General features: G+C 45.4%; 31 protein-coding genes. 2 read left to right on the forward strand and 29 right to left on the reverse strand.

The genetic code is table 11. The features are described 5' to 3' along the window. Nucleotides 1-16 precede the first annotated feature (16 nt). Complete coding sequence (gene trkA, locus LDO51_RS05260; protein WP_036955884.1) at nucleotides 17-1,393, forward strand: Trk system potassium transporter TrkA; 1,377 nt, start codon at nucleotides 17-19, stop codon at nucleotides 1,391-1,393. A 111-nt stretch (nucleotides 1,394-1,504) separates the two neighbouring features. Beyond that, entirely contained in the window at nucleotides 1,505-1,918 is a 414-nt protein-coding gene (mscL, locus tag LDO51_RS05265; RefSeq protein WP_036955890.1) for a large-conductance mechanosensitive channel protein MscL, read from the forward strand. Here the strand turns inward: mscL and LDO51_RS05270 are convergent, their stop codons facing one another. The 29 genes from LDO51_RS05270 to rplC all read right to left on the reverse strand — a co-directional run bounded on the left by LDO51_RS05270 (nucleotide 1,919) and on the right by rplC (nucleotide 16,042). After that, nucleotides 1,919-2,119 carry an alternative ribosome-rescue factor A gene (locus LDO51_RS05270; RefSeq protein WP_225576621.1) on the reverse strand — a complete coding sequence of 67 codons (201 nt, stop codon included), beginning with the start codon at nucleotides 2,117-2,119 and terminating at the stop codon, nucleotides 1,919-1,921. 26 nt (nucleotides 2,120-2,145) lie between these two features. Next, nucleotides 2,146-2,562: a Zn(2+)-responsive transcriptional regulator gene (gene zntR / locus LDO51_RS05275; protein ID WP_225577224.1), complete on the reverse strand. Its 417-nt coding sequence runs from the start codon at nucleotides 2,560-2,562 to the stop codon at nucleotides 2,146-2,148. Between the two features lie 135 nt (nucleotides 2,563-2,697). Then, nucleotides 2,698-3,084, reverse strand: a complete 387-nt coding sequence (rplQ, locus tag LDO51_RS05280; RefSeq protein ID WP_036955900.1) for a 50S ribosomal protein L17 — start codon at nucleotides 3,082-3,084, stop codon at nucleotides 2,698-2,700. Between the two features lie 37 nt (nucleotides 3,085-3,121). Further along, nucleotides 3,122-4,111: a DNA-directed RNA polymerase subunit alpha gene (locus LDO51_RS05285; RefSeq protein ID WP_036955903.1), complete on the reverse strand. Its 990-nt coding sequence runs from the start codon at nucleotides 4,109-4,111 to the stop codon at nucleotides 3,122-3,124. Nucleotides 4,112-4,136: 25 nt separating this feature from the next. Next, entirely contained in the window at nucleotides 4,137-4,757 is a 621-nt protein-coding gene (gene rpsD, locus LDO51_RS05290; RefSeq protein WP_004265487.1) for a 30S ribosomal protein S4, read from the reverse strand. Between the two features lie 37 nt (nucleotides 4,758-4,794). Then, entirely contained in the window at nucleotides 4,795-5,184 is a 390-nt protein-coding gene (rpsK, locus tag LDO51_RS05295) for a 30S ribosomal protein S11 (RefSeq protein ID WP_004388621.1), read from the reverse strand. 16 nt (nucleotides 5,185-5,200) lie between these two features. Then, the gene (rpsM, locus tag LDO51_RS05300) at nucleotides 5,201-5,557 is read right to left on the reverse strand and encodes a 30S ribosomal protein S13 (RefSeq protein ID WP_004907144.1); all 357 of its coding nucleotides are present in this window, start codon (nucleotides 5,555-5,557) and stop codon (nucleotides 5,201-5,203) included. A gap of 145 nt (nucleotides 5,558-5,702) precedes the next feature. Further along, nucleotides 5,703-5,819, reverse strand: coding sequence for a 50S ribosomal protein L36 (gene rpmJ, locus LDO51_RS05305; RefSeq protein WP_004265484.1), 117 nt, complete (start codon nucleotides 5,817-5,819; stop codon nucleotides 5,703-5,705). A 45-nt stretch (nucleotides 5,820-5,864) separates the two neighbouring features. Further along, on the reverse strand, nucleotides 5,865-7,190 hold the full coding sequence (gene secY, locus LDO51_RS05310; RefSeq protein ID WP_036955906.1) for a preprotein translocase subunit SecY: 1,326 nt from the start codon (nucleotides 7,188-7,190) through the stop codon (nucleotides 5,865-5,867). Between the two features lie 7 nt (nucleotides 7,191-7,197). Next, entirely contained in the window at nucleotides 7,198-7,632 is a 435-nt protein-coding gene (gene rplO, locus LDO51_RS05315; protein WP_006657024.1) for a 50S ribosomal protein L15, read from the reverse strand. A gap of 3 nt (nucleotides 7,633-7,635) precedes the next feature. Next, entirely contained in the window at nucleotides 7,636-7,815 is a 180-nt protein-coding gene (gene rpmD / locus LDO51_RS05320; RefSeq protein WP_006657023.1) for a 50S ribosomal protein L30, read from the reverse strand. A gap of 6 nt (nucleotides 7,816-7,821) precedes the next feature. After that, entirely contained in the window at nucleotides 7,822-8,322 is a 501-nt protein-coding gene (rpsE, locus tag LDO51_RS05325; protein WP_006657022.1) for a 30S ribosomal protein S5, read from the reverse strand. A gap of 14 nt (nucleotides 8,323-8,336) precedes the next feature. Next, nucleotides 8,337-8,690: a 50S ribosomal protein L18 gene (rplR, locus tag LDO51_RS05330; protein WP_006816326.1), complete on the reverse strand. Its 354-nt coding sequence runs from the start codon at nucleotides 8,688-8,690 to the stop codon at nucleotides 8,337-8,339. Nucleotides 8,691-8,699: 9 nt separating this feature from the next. Then, the gene (rplF, locus tag LDO51_RS05335; protein ID WP_006657020.1) at nucleotides 8,700-9,233 is read right to left on the reverse strand and encodes a 50S ribosomal protein L6; all 534 of its coding nucleotides are present in this window, start codon (nucleotides 9,231-9,233) and stop codon (nucleotides 8,700-8,702) included. A 14-nt stretch (nucleotides 9,234-9,247) separates the two neighbouring features. Beyond that, nucleotides 9,248-9,640 (reverse strand): 30S ribosomal protein S8, encoded by a 393-nt coding sequence (gene rpsH, locus LDO51_RS05340; RefSeq protein ID WP_004907134.1) that lies wholly within the window; start codon nucleotides 9,638-9,640, stop codon nucleotides 9,248-9,250. 34 nt (nucleotides 9,641-9,674) lie between these two features. Beyond that, the gene (gene rpsN / locus LDO51_RS05345; RefSeq protein ID WP_004265458.1) at nucleotides 9,675-9,980 is read right to left on the reverse strand and encodes a 30S ribosomal protein S14; all 306 of its coding nucleotides are present in this window, start codon (nucleotides 9,978-9,980) and stop codon (nucleotides 9,675-9,677) included. A 12-nt stretch (nucleotides 9,981-9,992) separates the two neighbouring features. Next, entirely contained in the window at nucleotides 9,993-10,532 is a 540-nt protein-coding gene (gene rplE / locus LDO51_RS05350) for a 50S ribosomal protein L5 (protein ID WP_006657019.1), read from the reverse strand. Between the two features lie 15 nt (nucleotides 10,533-10,547). Next, nucleotides 10,548-10,862, reverse strand: coding sequence for a 50S ribosomal protein L24 (gene rplX / locus LDO51_RS05355; RefSeq protein WP_004265452.1), 315 nt, complete (start codon nucleotides 10,860-10,862; stop codon nucleotides 10,548-10,550). A 10-nt stretch (nucleotides 10,863-10,872) separates the two neighbouring features. After that, the gene (gene rplN, locus LDO51_RS05360) at nucleotides 10,873-11,244 is read right to left on the reverse strand and encodes a 50S ribosomal protein L14 (RefSeq protein ID WP_004265449.1); all 372 of its coding nucleotides are present in this window, start codon (nucleotides 11,242-11,244) and stop codon (nucleotides 10,873-10,875) included. Nucleotides 11,245-11,420: 176 nt separating this feature from the next. Beyond that, nucleotides 11,421-11,675 carry a 30S ribosomal protein S17 gene (gene rpsQ, locus LDO51_RS05365; protein ID WP_006657018.1) on the reverse strand — a complete coding sequence of 85 codons (255 nt, stop codon included), beginning with the start codon at nucleotides 11,673-11,675 and terminating at the stop codon, nucleotides 11,421-11,423. Then, entirely contained in the window at nucleotides 11,675-11,866 is a 192-nt protein-coding gene (rpmC, locus tag LDO51_RS05370; RefSeq protein ID WP_006657017.1) for a 50S ribosomal protein L29, read from the reverse strand. Before rpmC ends, rpsQ begins: the two co-directional genes overlap by 1 nt. Beyond that, complete coding sequence (rplP, locus tag LDO51_RS05375) at nucleotides 11,866-12,276, reverse strand: 50S ribosomal protein L16 (RefSeq protein WP_004926449.1); 411 nt, start codon at nucleotides 12,274-12,276, stop codon at nucleotides 11,866-11,868. Before rplP ends, rpmC begins: the two co-directional genes overlap by 1 nt. A gap of 11 nt (nucleotides 12,277-12,287) precedes the next feature. Then, nucleotides 12,288-12,989 (reverse strand): 30S ribosomal protein S3, encoded by a 702-nt coding sequence (gene rpsC / locus LDO51_RS05380; RefSeq protein WP_004907131.1) that lies wholly within the window; start codon nucleotides 12,987-12,989, stop codon nucleotides 12,288-12,290. A gap of 17 nt (nucleotides 12,990-13,006) precedes the next feature. Then, nucleotides 13,007-13,339, reverse strand: a complete 333-nt coding sequence (gene rplV / locus LDO51_RS05385) for a 50S ribosomal protein L22 (protein ID WP_004265430.1) — start codon at nucleotides 13,337-13,339, stop codon at nucleotides 13,007-13,009. A 15-nt stretch (nucleotides 13,340-13,354) separates the two neighbouring features. Then, nucleotides 13,355-13,633 carry a 30S ribosomal protein S19 gene (gene rpsS / locus LDO51_RS05390; RefSeq protein ID WP_004265426.1) on the reverse strand — a complete coding sequence of 93 codons (279 nt, stop codon included), beginning with the start codon at nucleotides 13,631-13,633 and terminating at the stop codon, nucleotides 13,355-13,357. A 14-nt stretch (nucleotides 13,634-13,647) separates the two neighbouring features. Continuing rightward, nucleotides 13,648-14,472, reverse strand: coding sequence for a 50S ribosomal protein L2 (gene rplB / locus LDO51_RS05395; RefSeq protein WP_006657016.1), 825 nt, complete (start codon nucleotides 14,470-14,472; stop codon nucleotides 13,648-13,650). Nucleotides 14,473-14,491: 19 nt separating this feature from the next. Then, a complete protein-coding gene (rplW, locus tag LDO51_RS05400; protein ID WP_006657015.1) occupies nucleotides 14,492-14,794 on the reverse strand; it encodes a 50S ribosomal protein L23 in 303 nt (100 codons plus the stop codon). Then, nucleotides 14,791-15,396, reverse strand: coding sequence for a 50S ribosomal protein L4 (rplD, locus tag LDO51_RS05405; protein WP_036955909.1), 606 nt, complete (start codon nucleotides 15,394-15,396; stop codon nucleotides 14,791-14,793). Before rplD ends, rplW begins: the two co-directional genes overlap by 4 nt. 16 nt (nucleotides 15,397-15,412) lie before the next feature. Further along, complete coding sequence (rplC, locus tag LDO51_RS05410; RefSeq protein ID WP_036955911.1) at nucleotides 15,413-16,042, reverse strand: 50S ribosomal protein L3; 630 nt, start codon at nucleotides 16,040-16,042, stop codon at nucleotides 15,413-15,415. Nucleotides 16,043-16,066: the final 24 nt, after the last annotated feature.

Genomic DNA, 16,066 nt, shown 5'->3' on the forward strand with positions numbered 1-16,066 from the left:
GAGATAGGAAGATGCTATGAAGATCATTATTCTAGGCGCAGGGCAAGTCGGTGGAACACTCGCTGAAAACTTAGTGGATGAAAATAACGATATTACCGTTGTTGATACCAATGCCGATCGTTTGCGTCAGCTACAGGATCAGTTTGATCTACGCGTAGTTAATGGGCATGGATCCCATCCCCGAGTTCTTAGAGATGCTGGAGCTGAAGATGCAGATATGTTAGTTGCAGTAACTAACTCGGATGAAACCAACATGGTTGCTTGCCAAATTGCTTATAGCCTATTTAATACGCCGAATAAAATAGCGCGTATTCGTGCAACCGAATATATCCGCGAAGCTGACAAGCTTTTTTTGGCAGAGCAAATCCCTATTGATTATCTGATATCACCAGAACAGCTGGTTATTGAATATATCTATAAACTTATCCAATATCCGGGGGCTTTACAGGTTGTTAATTTTGCCGAAGGTAAAGTGAGCATTGTTGCTGTGAAAGCCTACTATGGGGGTTCTCTGGTAGGTAATGCATTATCTAGCTTACGTGAGCACATGCCACACATTGATACTCGAGTTGTCGCAATATTCCGTCAAGATAGACCGATTCGTCCTCAAGGTTCCACCATTATTGAAGCGGGTGATGAAGTTTTCTTCGTTGCCTCTACTCAACATATTAGAGCTGTAATGAGTGAGCTCCAACGATTAGAAAAGCCGTACAAACGTTTAATGATTGTTGGTGGTGGTAACGTAGGTGCTGGTTTAGCTAAGCGATTGGAAAAAGACTATAGTGTTAAACTCATTGAACGTAATCAGGAAAGAGCAACTGAATTAGCTGAACTGCTCCATGATACGATTGTTTTTTATGGTGATGCCTCAGATCAAGAGTTACTTACGGAAGAACATATTGAACAAATGGATGTGTTTATTGCGCTTACCAATGATGATGAAGCAAACATCATGTCCGCTATGCTTGCGAAAAAAATGGGGGCCAAGAAAGCCATGGTATTAATTCAACGGTCTGCCTATGTTGAATTAGTTCAAGGTGGTGTTATTGATATTGCAGTATCTCCACAACAAGCTACCATTTCTGCTTTACTTGGTCATGTCAGAAAAGCGGATATTGTTAGTGTCTCATCATTACGCCGAGGAGTCGCAGAGGCTATTGAAGCGATCGCCCACGGTGATGAGAACACATCAAAAGTGGTTGGTAAAAAAATATCAGAAATTAAACTTCCTCCAGGCACAATTATAGGTGCTATCGTAAGAGAGGAAGAAGTCATCATTGCTAGCGATTACCATATTATCGAGCAAGGTGACCATGTCATTATGTTTATTACCGATAAAAAATATGTTCCGGATGTGGAAAAACTGTTCCAGCCAAGTCCGTTCTTTTTATAATTATCTAAAATAAATAGTAAAAATTTGCAGGTTAATAATTCTAGATACTATAATTTTGATACGTGATTCCACACGTTTAGTCATTTAGTTAATAAAGGGAAGGGGTTGTACATGAGTTTTCTAAAAGAGTTCCGCGAATTTGCCATGAAGGGCAATGTTGTGGATATGGCAGTCGGTATTATTATTGGTGCCGCATTTGGTAAAATCGTTTCTTCGTTAGTCGCCGATGTGATCATGCCCCCACTAGGATTAATCATTGGTGGCGTAGATTTTAAACAATTCAGCCTTGTACTTCGAGAAGCGGAAGGGAGTGTACCTGCCGTAGTGATGAATTATGGGATGTTTATCCAGACTGTTTTTGATTTTGTTATTGTCGCATTTGCTATTTTTATGGCGATTAAGGTAATGAATAAAGTACGTCGTGAAAAAGAAGAAGCTGCACCAGCAGAGCCTGCTGCACCATCTACAGAAGAAGTTTTACTATCTGAAATTCGTGACTTACTGAAAGAACAGAATAAAAAATAACTAAAAGGCCAGTGGTAATAAGTTTATTAACCGATTACCACTGGCCTCCCAGTTGCCTACCTTGCTTGTTTTTCCCTTTCTTGTATAGCTTCCTTTTCCTTTCTTATTCTTCTCAACTCTCTGGCGAAATAGCGGGTCATGCAACAGAGCCTCAATGGCATTATCTTTAATTTCACCACGTTTATGCTGATACTTATTCATAATCTACCTTTATAATCAGTTTTAAATTAATAAATTTTTGATGCACCTTTTTCTAAAATTTCCATGATAGAACAGTATGTTGATGCATGCTCATCACCACAACATGCTGAGCTCAAGGTTTTCAATGAATCTCTCATAATGATCAGTTCTTGGATCTTCCTTTCCACTTCAATCAGTCTGATATCAACAATGTTTTTTGATTCCTGACACGTGTGGTGTTCGGGATCAACACGGATCGATAATAATTCAGTAATCGCCTCAAGTGTAAACCCTAACTGCTTAGCATAACGGATAAAACGTAGACGCTGTAAATCTTGCTCCGTAAACAACCGGTAGCCACCTTCAGTTCTCGTTTTGTGCCCCATCAAACCCTGTTTTTCATAAAAACGGATCGTATCTGGTGTTACATCTGCCAACTTAGCTATTTGACCAATCTTATACATGCTCATTTGCTTATGCCTATAAGTATGGATAGAAAACAAAAATTCAAGGATGGAAAAGAATTAATTTGGAGGGCTAGAATAGCAGGTACAAAAAAACCGGGCAATACACCCGGTTTTCTTGAAAGCAATTACAGATTACTCTGCAGCTGCTTCTTGAGACTCAACAGCACGGTCAACAAGCTCGATGTAAGCCATCGGAGCGTTGTCGCCTGCGCGGAAGCCACACTTAAGAATACGAGTGTAACCACCTGCGCGAGCTGCGAAACGAGGTCCCAGTTCATTAAATAGTTTTGCAACGATCTCGTTATCACGAGTACGTGCGAATGCCAGACGACGATTAGCTACGCTGTCGGTCTTGGCAAGAGTAATCAGCGGCTCAACGACGCGACGCAGTTCTTTCGCTTTAGGCAGAGTCGTCTTGATGATTTCATGACGAACTAAAGAACCTGCCATGTTACGGAACATAGCTTGGCGGTGGCTGCTGTTGCGGTTCAATTGACGACCACTCTTACGATGGCGCATGACCTTATCCTTCTCAGTAAAACCTTAACCTGTGATCCTAATCATCAGCAATACTTGCTGGTGGCCAATTTTCTAAGCGCATGCCCAGAGAAAGACCACGAGATGCCAAGACGTCCTTAATTTCAGTAAGAGATTTCTTACCAAGGTTCGGAGTTTTGAGCAACTCAACTTCTGTACGCTGTACCAGATCACCGATGTAGTGGATAGCTTCTGCTTTGAGGCAGTTAGCAGAGCGGACAGTCAATTCCAGATCGTCAACTGGGCGCAGTAAGATAGGATCGAATTCTGGTTTCTCTTCTTTAACTTCTGGTTGACGTACATCACGTAGGTCAACAAAAGCTTCAAGTTGTTCAGCCAGGATGGTAGCTGCACGGCGAATCGCCTCTTCAGGATCGATTGTACCATTAGTTTCCATTTCGATTACTAACTTATCCAAGTCAGTACGCTGCTCAACACGAGCTGCTTCAACATTGTAGGCAATACGCTCTACAGGGCTATAGCAAGCATCGACTAACAGACGACCGATTGGGCGCTCATCTTCTTCCGAATGAACTCGGGCAGAAGCCGGCACATAACCACGACCACGCTGAACTTTAATACGCATATTTACAGATGCGCTTTCGTCAGTGAGGTGGCAGATCACATGCTGTGGCTTGACGATTTCGACATCACCATCATGGATGATGTCGGCTGCAGTCACAGGGCCAATGCCAGATTTATTCAAGGTTAAAATAACTTCATCTTTCCCCTGAACTTTTACCGCCAGCCCTTTCAGGTTGAGGAGAATCTCCAGGATATCTTCCTGTACACCTTCTTTGGTGCTGTACTCATGCAGTACACCATCAATCTCAACCTCTGTCACCGCACAACCCGGCATAGACGAAAGCAGAATACGGCGCAGTGCGTTGCCTAGAGTGTGGCCAAAGCCGCGCTCTAAAGGCTCAAGGGTCACCTTAGCGTGCGTCGAACTCACTTGCTCGATATCTACCAGGCGCGGTTTTAGAAACTCTGTCACAGAACCCTGCATTGTGTCCTCTCTTTGGTGCTAAGCTTTACTTGGAGTAAAGCTCGACGATCAGGTGTTCGTTAATGTCCGCAGACAAGTCAGTACGTTCAGGAATACGTTTGAACACACCTTCCATTTTAGCAGCATCAACTTCCAGCCAAGTTGGCTTCTCACGCTGTTCAGCCAGCTCTAAAGCAGCCTTAATACGAGACTGTTTTTTAGCTTTCTCACGAACGCTGATAACGTCATTCGGGGAAACCTGATAAGAAGCGATATTAACTACACGACCATTTACCATGATAGCTTTGTGGCTAACCATTTGACGTGCTTCTGCGCGAGTTGCGCCAAAGCCCATACGGTAAACGACGTTATCTAAACGACCTTCCAGCAGAGTCAGCAGGTTTTCACCTGTGTTGCCTTTCAGGCGAGTTGCTTCTTTATAATAGTTACGGAATTGACGTTCCAGAACACCGTAAATACGACGAACTTTTTGTTTTTCACGTAACTGAACACCATAGTCAGACAGACGCGGTTTACGCGCACCGTGCTGGCCAGGTGCCTGTTCTAATTTACACTTGGTGTCAATCGCGCGAACACCAGACTTCAGGAAGAGGTCTGTTCCTTCGCGACGGCTCAGCTTGAGCTTAGGACCCAAATATCTAGCCATTTTCTTTCTCCAACAGTCCTAAAAAAAACGAAACGTATTAAACGCGACGTTTTTTCGGTGGGCGACAACCGTTATGAGGGATAGGAGTCACATCAGTAATATTAGTGATGCGGAAACCAGCGGCGTTCAGAGCACGAATTGTTGATTCGCGACCCGGACCCGGTCCCTTAACCATAACTTCCAGGTTTTTGATTCCGTATTCTTTCACAGCTTCTGCGCAACGCTCTGCCGCAACTTGAGCTGCGAACGGAGTGGATTTGCGAGAACCACGGAAACCGGAACCACCGGCAGTTGCCCAACCTAATGCGTTACCCTGACGGTCAGTAATGGTAACGATTGTGTTGTTGAAAGAAGCATGGATATGAGCCACACCGTCTGAGACTTGTTTTCTTACACGCTTACGTGCACGAACTGGTGCCTTTGCCATTATTCAATACCCCGACTTATTTCTTGATCGGCTTACGCGGACCCTTGCGGGTACGAGCGTTAGTCTTAGTACGCTGTCCGCGCACAGGAAGACCACGACGATGACGTAAACCACGGTAACATCCAAGGTCCATTAGACGCTTGATGCTCAGGGTAATTTCACGGCGTAAGTCACCTTCTACAACGTATTTAGCAACTTCGTCACGCAGCTTGTCGATTTGTTCTTCAGACAGCTCACTGATCTTAACATTTTCAGCAATACCAGTTGCTTCACAGATAGCCTGTGAACGAGTTTTGCCGATGCCGAAAATCGATGTTAAAGCGATTACGGTATGTTTATGATCAGGAATGTTAATGCCTGCTATACGGGCCACTATGCACTCCTAAGTTAAAATATACATTACTGTGCTGAAAAGCCCGTTTTCAGGATACTCAAACAATAATGTATCTTAGATAAAAAAGATTGGCTGGCTAATTTAGCCAGCTCAACCCAACTTTGCAAGAAAAAAATGCTTTTTCTTAGCCTTGACGTTGTTTATGTCTTGGCTCAACACTGCAAATCACTCGAACGCTACCATTGCGACGGATAATTTTGCAGTTACGGCATAATTTCTTGACGGAAGCACGAACTTTCATTTTTACTCTCCGTAACTTCTAAGCAAACCATAACCACTCGCGTGATTATTTACCTTTTAGATTTGCTTTCTTCAATGCAGACTCATACTGACTTGACATCATCAGAGTTTGCACTTGAGCCATAAAGTCCATGATAACGACAACCACGATTAAGAGGGAAGTACCACCAAAGTAAAAAGGTACTTTCATTGCGTCACGCATGAACTCCGGGATTAGGCAGATAAAGGTAATATAAAGAGCACCGATTAATGTTAATCGTGTCATTACCTTATCGATGTACTTGGCCGTTTGCTCTCCCGGACGAATTCCTGGTACAAATGCACCGGACTTCTTCAGGTTATCTGCCGTTTCTCTTGGGTTGAAAACCAACGCAGTATAGAAGAAACAGAAGAAGATGATCGCAGAGGCATAAAGCAACACATATAACGGTTGTCCAGGCTGTAAGTACATAGATACTGTAGTCAGCCAGTCCCAGCCAGTTCCATCACCAAACCAAGACGCTATTGTACCCGGGAATAGTATGATACTGGAAGCAAAAATTGCAGGAATTACACCCGCCATATTCACTTTTAACGGTAAATGTGTACTTTGTGCAGCGTAGACACGGCGTCCTTGTTGGCGTTTAGCGTAGTTCACGACGATACGACGTTGACCACGTTCCATAAACACTACAAAGAAAGTTACCGCGAATACTAATACTGCAACCAACAGCAACAGGAGGAAGTGCAGATCGCCTTGCCGAGCTTGCTCGATGGTATGGCCAATAGCCGGCGGGAGACCCGCAACAATACCAGCGAAGATAATAATTGAAATACCGTTACCGATACCTCTTTCAGTTATCTGCTCACCTAACCACATAAGGAACATGGTTCCTGTGACTAAGCTAACAACTGCCGTGAAGTAGAATGGGAGGCCTGGATCAAGAACTAATCCCTGCATCCCTGGCATATTCGGTAGACCCATTGCAATACCAATAGATTGGAATATTGCTAATACCAGAGTACCCCAGCGAGTATATTGGCTTATCTTCCGACGACCTGCTTCTCCTTCCTTCTTGATCTCTGCTAATCGTGGATTAACCACAGATAATAACTGGACAATAATCGATGCCGAAATATACGGCATGATACCCAGAGCAAAGATAGAAGCACGGCTAAGAGCACCACCAGAGAACATGTTAAACATTTCAATGATGGTGCCTTGTTGCTGTTCGAGCAATTTGGCAAGCACAGTGGCATCAATACCAGGGATTGGAATAAAAGAACCAATTCGGAAAACAATTAGCGCCCCAATAACAAACAAAAGTCTGCGTTTTAGTTCGCCAGCTCCACCTTTGGCACTTTGGAAATCTAATCCTGGTTGTTTAGCCATCTGTCACTTATTCCTCAATTTTACCGCCGGCAGCTTCGATTGCAGCGCGAGCACCTTTAGTAACACGAAGGCCACGTACAGTAACTGCACGATTCACTTCGCCAGACAGAATAACTTTTGCGTATTCAATCTGGATGTCAATAACGTTCGCGGCTTTCAGTGCGTTCAGATCAATAACATCGCCTTCAACAGAAGCAAAATCAGACAGACGGATTTCCGCAGTGATCATTGCTTTACGTGAAGTAAAACCGAATTTCGGTAAACGACGGTATAAAGGCATCTGGCCACCTTCGAAACCACGACGTACGCCACCGCCAGAACGAGATTTCTGACCTTTGTGACCACGGCCGCCGGTTTTACCCAGACCAGAACCGATACCACGACCTACGCGTTTAGGCGCGTGCTTGGCACCTTCAGCCGGAGACAGAGTATTTAAACGCATCTCTTACTCCTCAACTTTAACCATGTAGGAAACCAAGTTGATCATACCACGAACAGCAGGAGTATCCTCGCGCTCTACTGTATGACCAATGCGACGCAGACCTAAACCGACCAGTGTTGCCTTGTGTTTCGGCAGACGACCGATTGAACTGCGAACTTGTGTAATTTTAATAGTCTTAGCCATGGCTGATTACCCCAGAATTTCTTCGACGGATTTTCCACGCTTAGCTGCGACCATTTCTGGAGACTTCATGCTGTCTAAAGCATCCAGTGTTGCACGAACCACGTTGATTGGGTTAGTGGAACCATAGGTTTTAGCCAGTACGTTGCGAACTCCAGCTACCTCTAAAACAGCACGCATTGCACCACCGGCAATAATACCGGTACCTTCGTGAGCAGGTTGCATAAACACGCGAGAACCGGTGTGTGTACCTTTCACTGGGTGGAATAATGTGCCGTTGTTTAGAGCAACGGTTTTCATACTGCGACGGGCTTTTTCCATCGCTTTCTGGATTGCTGCCGGAACTTCGCGCGCTTTGCCGTAACCAAAACCAACGCGACCGTTACCATCACCAACTACAGTCAGTGCGGTAAAACTGAAAATACGGCCACCTTTAACGGTTTTAGCTACGCGGTTTACCGCGATCAGCTTTTCCTGCAGTTCGCCAGCTTGTTTTTCGATGTGAGACATCTTACACCTCTACCTTAGAACTGAAGGCCAGCTTCACGGGCAGCATCTGCCAGTGCCTGGACTCTACCATGATATTGGAAACCAGAACGGTCAAAAGCAACAACAGTGATGCCTTTTTCCAGTGCACGCTCAGCAATTAATTTACCAACTGCTGCTGCTGCATCTTTGTTTCCAGTGAATTTCACTTGCTCATTGATAGCTTTTTCTGTAGTAGAAGCGGCAACCAATGTTTCAGAACCGTTAGGTGCAATAACCTGCGCATAAATATGGCGTGGAGTACGATGTACCACCAGGCGAGTCGCACCCAACTCTTGGATCTTGCGGCGTGCGCGGGTCGCACGACGGATACGAGCTGCTTTCTTATCCATAGTGTTACCTTACTTCTTCTTAGCCTCTTTAGTACGCACGATTTCATCGGCGTAACGAACACCTTTACCTTTATAAGGTTCAGGACGACGGTAAGCACGCAGTTCTGCTGCTACTTGACCAATCACTTGCTTATCCGCACCTTTCAGTACGATTTCAGTTTGTGTTGGACATTCAGCAGTAATGCCTGCTGGCAGTGCGTGTTCAACCGGATGCGAGAAACCTAAAGACAAGCTTACAGCGTTGCCTTTGATTGCTGCACGGTAACCAACACCGACCAGTTGAAGTTTTTTGGTGAAGCCTTCGGTAACACCGATAACCATTGCATTCAGCAGTGAGCGAGAAGTACCCGCTTGTGCCCATGCATCAGCAAAACCTTCGCGCGGAGCGAAAGTTAAGTGGCCATCTTCATGTTTAACTTCAACTGCATTATGGATAGTACGAGTAAGCTCGCCGTTTTTACCCTTGATCGAAATAACCTGACCGTTGAGTTTTACCTCTACGCCGGCAGGAATGACGACGGGTGCTTTTGCCACACGAGACATTCTTTCCTCCCGAATTAAGCTACGTAGCAGAGAATCTCGCCACCAAGACCAGCTTGGCGAGCTGCACGATCAGTCATGACACCTTTAGAGGTAGAAACAACAGCGATACCTAAGCCAGCCATAACTTGTGGCAGCTCATCTTTTTTCTTATAGATGCGCAGACTTGGGCGGCTTACACGCTGGATGCTTTCTACGACAGCCTTACCTTGGAAATAACGTAAAGTCAGTTCCAATTCTGGCTTGATGTCGCCTTCAATTTTAAAATCTTCAATATAACCTTCTTCCTTCAGCACTTTGGCAATCGCCACTTTCAGCTTGGAGGAAGGCATGGTGACCGCAACTTTATTCGCGGCCTGACCGTTACGGATACGGGTCAGCATATCCGCGATGGGATCTTGCATGCTCATCTGTCTTTACTCCCGTGATTCAATATGGTGACAATTACCAACTAGCCTTTTTAAGGCCCGGGATTTCACCGCGCATAGCGGCTTCACGGACTTTAATACGGCTCAGACCAAATTTCCGCAGGAAACCATGCGGACGCCCAGTTTGACGGCAGCGGTTACGCTGACGAGAAGGACTTGAATCACGTGGCAGTGTTTGCAGCTTGAGAACAGCGTCCCAGCGATCTTCATCAGATGCTTTAACATCAGAGATGATAGCTTTCAGTTCTACGCGTTTTGCGAAGAATTTCTCAGCTAATTTAGCACGCTTAACATCACGCGCTTTCATAGATTTCTTAGCCATGAGTAACCTGCCTTACTTGCGGAACGGGAAGTTGAACGCTGCTAACAGTGCGCGACCTTCATCATCAGATTTCGCAGTAGTGGTGATAGTAATATCTAAACCACGTACACGATCCACTTTATCGTAATCGATTTCAGGGAAGATGATTTGTTCACGTACACCCATGCTGTAGTTACCGCGACCATCGAAAGACTTAGCGGACAAGCCACGGAAGTCACGAATACGTGGTACAGCAATAGAAATCAGACGCTCAAGGAACTCCCACATGCGTTCGCCACGCAGAGTTACTTTACAGCCGATTGGATAGCCCTGACGGATTTTGAAGCCTGCAACAGATTTGCGTGCTTTGGTGATCAATGGTTTTTGACCAGAGATTGCTGTTAAGTCAGCTGCTGCGTTATCCAGCAGTTTTTTATCAGCGATCGCTTCACCAACACCCATATTCAGGGTGATCTTCTCGACCCGAGGGACTTGCATGACAGAAGTGTAGTTAAACTCAGTCATGAGTTTATTAACTACTTCGTCTTTATAGTAATCATGCAGTTTCGCCATCGTATACTCCAAAAATTACTTGATAGTTTCACTGTTAGATTTGAAGAAACGGACTTTTTTGCCGTCTTCGAATCTAAAGCCTACACGGTCAGCCTTGCCAGTTGCCGCGTTAAAGATTGCAACGTTAGAAACTTGAATAGCCGCTTCTTTTTCAACGATGCCACCTGGTTGGTTCAGAGCCGGAACTGGCTTCTGATGTTTTTTAACCAGATTGATACCTTCAACGATAACTTTACTAGAAGAAATAACCTGCTTTACTTTACCGCGCTTACCTTTGTCTTTCCCAGTTAGCACGATAACTTCGTCATCACGACGGATTTTCGCTGCCATAGTTCGCTCCTTAGAGTACTTCAGGTGCCAGAGAGATAATTTTCATAAACTTCTCATTACGAAGTTCACGAGTTACCGGCCCAAAAATACGCGTACCGATTACTTGCTCACTGTTATTGTTTAATAACACACAAGCATTACCATCGAAGCGAATGACAGAACCGTCAGGGCGACGTACACCCTTCTTGGTGCGCACCACTACCGCTTTCAGGACATCACCCTTTTTAACTTTACCGCGAGGAATTGCTTCCTTAACAGTAATTTTAATGATGTCGCCTACATGTGCATAGCGACGGTGCGAGCCACCTAGAACCTTGATACACATTACGCGACGTGCACCGGAGTTGTCGGCCACGTTCAGCATAGTCTGTTCTTGGATCATTTTAGTGCTCCGCTAAATGTCAACTACTACTGAGCCACCTCATTATGAAGAGGCCGTTCAAATATACCCATACTACGAGGGCGCGGCATTATAACACCACATCTTCGTGTTGGACAGGAAAAAATAAACGGCTCAATCAAAAAGAGCCGTTTATTCATCACGAAAAATCTATTCTATTACAGAACAGCTTTTTCTACAACGCGAACTAAGGCCCAAGACTTAGTCTTAGACAGTGGACGAGTTTCGCGGATTTCTACCACGTCACCAATTCCACATTCATTGTTCTCGTCATGTACGTGCAATTTAGTCGTACGACGGATGAATTTACCATACAGAGGGTGTTTCACCATACGCTCGATAGCAACAACAATAGATTTCTCCATTTTGTCACTAACTACACGACCTTGCAGAGTACGGATTTTATCGTTCATTACGCACCTGCCTTCTCAGTCAGTAAAGTCTTCACGCGTGCGATATCACGACGCACTTGTTTCATTAGATGAGACTGTTGCAGCTGACCACTCGCAGCCTGCATACGTAAGTTAAATTGCTCACGTAACAGGTTTAAAAGTTCAGCGTTCAGCTCTTCTACGCTTTTTTCGCGCAGCTCTTGTGCTTTCATTACATCACCGTCTTAGTTACAAAGGTGGTTTTGATAGGCAGTTTCGCTGCTGCCAGAGAGAATGCTTCACGAGCCAGCTCTTCAGGCACACCGTCCATTTCATACAGGACTTTACCAGGCTGAATTAAGGCAACCCAATATTCTACGTTACCTTTACCTTTACCCATACGAACTTCGAGTGGCTTTTCAGTGATTGGCTTGTCTGGGAATACACGAATCCAGATTTTACCTTGACGCTTAACAGCACGGGTCATAGCACGACGTGCCGCTTCGATCTGACGTGCAGTCAGACGACCACGGCCAACAGCTTTAAGACCGAAAGTGCCGAAGCTAACATCCGTACCTTGCGCCAGACCACGGTTGCGGCCTTTGTGCACCTTACGGAATTTTGTACGCTTTGGTTGTAACATAGCGACGCTCCTTACTTGCGGCCTTTACGCTGCTGCTTTTTAGGTTGAGCAGCTGGTTTCTCAGCTTGTTCAACTGCAGCCATACCACCCAGAATCTCACCTTTGAAGATCCATACCTTAACGCCGAGAACACCATAAGTGGTGTGCGCTTCTGAAGTGTTGTAATCGATGTCAGCACGTAATGTGTGCAGTGGCACACGGCCTTCACGATACCACTCGGTACGAGCGATTTCAGCACCGCCTAAACGGCCACTGACTTCAACTTTGATACCTTTAGCGCCCAGACGCATTGCGTTCTGTACTGCACGCTTCATAGCACGACGGAACATAACACGACGTTCCAGCTGTGAAGAGATGCTGTCAGCAACTAATTTAGCGTCCAGTTCTGGTTTACGAACTTCGGCGATATTGATTTGCGCAGGAACACCAGCGATATCCGCTACTGTTTTACGCAGTTTTTCAACGTCTTCACCTTTCTTACCGATAACGATACCTGGGCGAGCAGTGTGAATAGTCACACGGATGCTTTTAGCAGGACGCTCGATTACGATGCGTGAAATTGACGCTTTTGCCAATTCTTTATTCAAGTACTGGCGTACTTTAAAGTCGCTGTCTAGGTTGTCAGCGAATTCATTAGTATTCGCATACCAAGTAGAGTTCCAAGGTTTGACAATACCCAGGCGAATACCATTAGGATGTACTTTCTGACCCATTGCTAGTCTCCAGAGTCTCAGCGATCGGACACAACCACAGTAATGTGGCTGGTGCGCTTAAGAATACGATCTGCACGGCCTTTCGCACGCGGCATGATGCGTTTCATAGTTGGACCTTCGTCTACGAAAATTTTCGCAACTTTCAGGTCATCAATGTCAGCGCCATCGTTTTGCTCTGCGTTAGCAATAGCAGATTCCAGTACCTTCTTCACTAAACCAGCAGCTTTCTTGTTGGTGTAGGTCAGAATTTCCAGAGCTTGCGACACTTTCTTACCGCGAATCAGGTCGGCTACTAAGCGAACCTTCTGGGCAGAAGAACGAGCGTGGCGATGCATAGCTAAAGTTTCCATCTCTTCCTCCTATCCTTAACGTTTCTTAGCTTTCTTATCTGCCGCGTGGCCGCGATAAGTGCGAGTCGGTGCGAATTCACCCAGTTTGTGACCAACCATTTCGTCGGTTACGAATACTGGAACATGCTGACGACCATTATGGACAGCGATGGTCAATCCGATCATATTAGGAAAGATCGTTGAACGACGGGACCAAGTCTTGAGAGGCTTCTTGTCTCCGCTTTCCACCGCTTTCTCTACCTTCTTCAGCAAGTGCAGGTCAATAAAAGGACCTTTCTTGAGAGAACGTGGCATGGCTTATCCTCTAATTATTTTTTAGAACGATGACGTACGATGAATTGATCAGTACGCTTGTTACTACGAGTTTTCTTACCTTTGGTCTGAACGCCCCATGGTGTTACTGGGTGTTTACCAAAGTTACGGCCTTCACCACCACCATGTGGATGGTCAACTGGGTTCATCGCAGTACCGCGAACGGTAGGACGAATACCACGCCAGCGGCTAGCACCAGCTTTACCGAGAACACGTAACATATGCTCAGCGTTACCAACTTCACCTAAGGTTGCACGGCAATCAGCTAAAACTTTACGCATTTCACCAGAACGCAGACGTAAGGTGACATAAGCACCATCACGAGCAACGATTTGAGCGTAAGTACCTGCTGAACGCGCTAACTGACCACCTTTACCTGGTTTCAGTTCAATGTTATGAACTGTAGAACCAACAGGGATGTTGCGCATTGGCAGTGCGTTACCAGCTTTGATAGCTGAATCAACGCCAGATTGAATCTGGTCACCAGCTTTCAGGCCTTTTGGTGCAAGAATATAACGACGTTCACCGTCTTTATATAGTACCAGTGCAATGTTCGCAGAACGGTTTGGATCATATTCCAAACGCTCAACAACTGCAGGGATACCGTCTTTGTTGCGTTTGAAGTCAACTAAACGATAATGCTGCTTATGGCCACCACCGATATGACGGGTAGTGATACGGCCATTGTTGTTACGACCACCGGATTTGCTGTTTTTTTCTAACAGCGGAGCATAAGGCTTACCCTTATGCAGCTCAGGGTTAACCACTTTAACAACGTGGCGACGGCCCGGAGACGTAGGTTTACATTTAACAACTGCCATTGTTCTTTACTCCTCCGACTTACTCTGCGCCGCTAACGAAGTCCAGATTCTGGCCTTCTTTCAGCGTAACGTAAGCTTTTTTCCAGTCACTACGACGACCAGAACGCTGACCGTGGCGTTTAGTTTTGCCTTTAACCAGCAAAGTGTTAACACCTTCAACTTCAACTTCAAACAGTTTCTGTACAGCAGCTTTGATTTCTGCTTTAGTTGCGTCTTTTGCAACTTTGAGAACGATGGTGTTGCTTTTTTCCATCGCTGTAGAAGCTTTTTCAGATACGTGCGGCGCGCGCAGTACTTGTAGCAGACGTTCTTCACGGATCATGCCAGCATCTCCTCAACTTGCTTCACAGCATCAGCAGTCATAACCACTTTGTCGAAAGCAATCAGGCTAACTGGGTCGATACCTGCTGCATCACGAACGTCAACCTTGTACAGGTTACGTGCTGCTAAGAACAGATTTTCATCTAATTCAGCAGTGATGATCAGAACATCTTGCAGAGCCATATCTTTCAGTTTCTGTGCCAGCAGCTTAGTTTTAGGTGCTTCTACAGAGAACTGCTCGACAACGATCAGACGATCTTGACGTACCAATTCAGACAGGATGCTTTTCAGAGCACCGCGGTACATCTTCTTATTAACTTTTTGACTGTGGTCCTGTGGTTTAGCTGCGAAGCTAACACCACCAGAGCGCCAGATTGGGCTCTTGATTGAACCAGAACGTGCACGGCCTGTGCCTTTTTGACGCCATGGTTTTTTACCAGAACCAGAAACTTCAGCACGAGTTTTCTGAGCACGAGTACCTTGACGAGCACCAGCTGCATACGCAACAACTACTTGGTGAACAAGCGCTTCATTGAAATCACGCCCGAAGGTAGTTTCGGAAACAGTCAGCGCGCTTTGCGCGTCTTTCATTACCAATTCCATTCCTATCTCCTCGACGTTAAGCCTTGACAGCCGGTTTTACGATCAGGTTGCTACCAGTTGCTCCTGGAACAGCACCTTTGACCAGCAGCAGGTTGCGCTCAGCGTCAACACGTACTACATCTAAGCTTTGAACAGTTACACGTTCATTACCCAGTTGGCCTGCCATTTTCTTGCCTTTGAACACTTTGCCCGGAGTCTGGTTCTGACCGATAGAACCCGGAACACGGTGAGACAAGGAGTTACCGTGAGTAGCATCTTGAGTACGGAAATTCCAGCGCTTAACTGTGCCGGCAAAACCTTTACCTTTAGATGTACCAGTAACGTCGACTTTTTTAACGTCAGCGAAAATTTCAACGCTAATGCTTTGACCTACGTTAAACTCAGTACCTTCTTCAGTACGGAATTCACGCAGAATGCGGCCAGCTTCAACGCCAGCTTTAGCGAAATGACCTGCTTCAGGCTTAGTTACACGGTTAGCTTTTTTGCTACCAGTAGTAACCTGAATTGCATTGTAACCGTCAGTTTCTGCAGTTTTAACCTGAGTAACGCGGTTATTTTCAATTTCGATAACAGTTACAGGGATAGAAACGCCATCTTCAGTGAAGATACGAGTCATTCCCACTTTCTTACCGACTAAACCAATCATTGTTTCAACCTCTCAATCGTTCGA

The organism is Providencia alcalifaciens, assembly GCF_020271745.1.
Lineage (GTDB): Bacteria > Pseudomonadota > Gammaproteobacteria > Enterobacterales > Enterobacteriaceae > Providencia > Providencia alcalifaciens_B.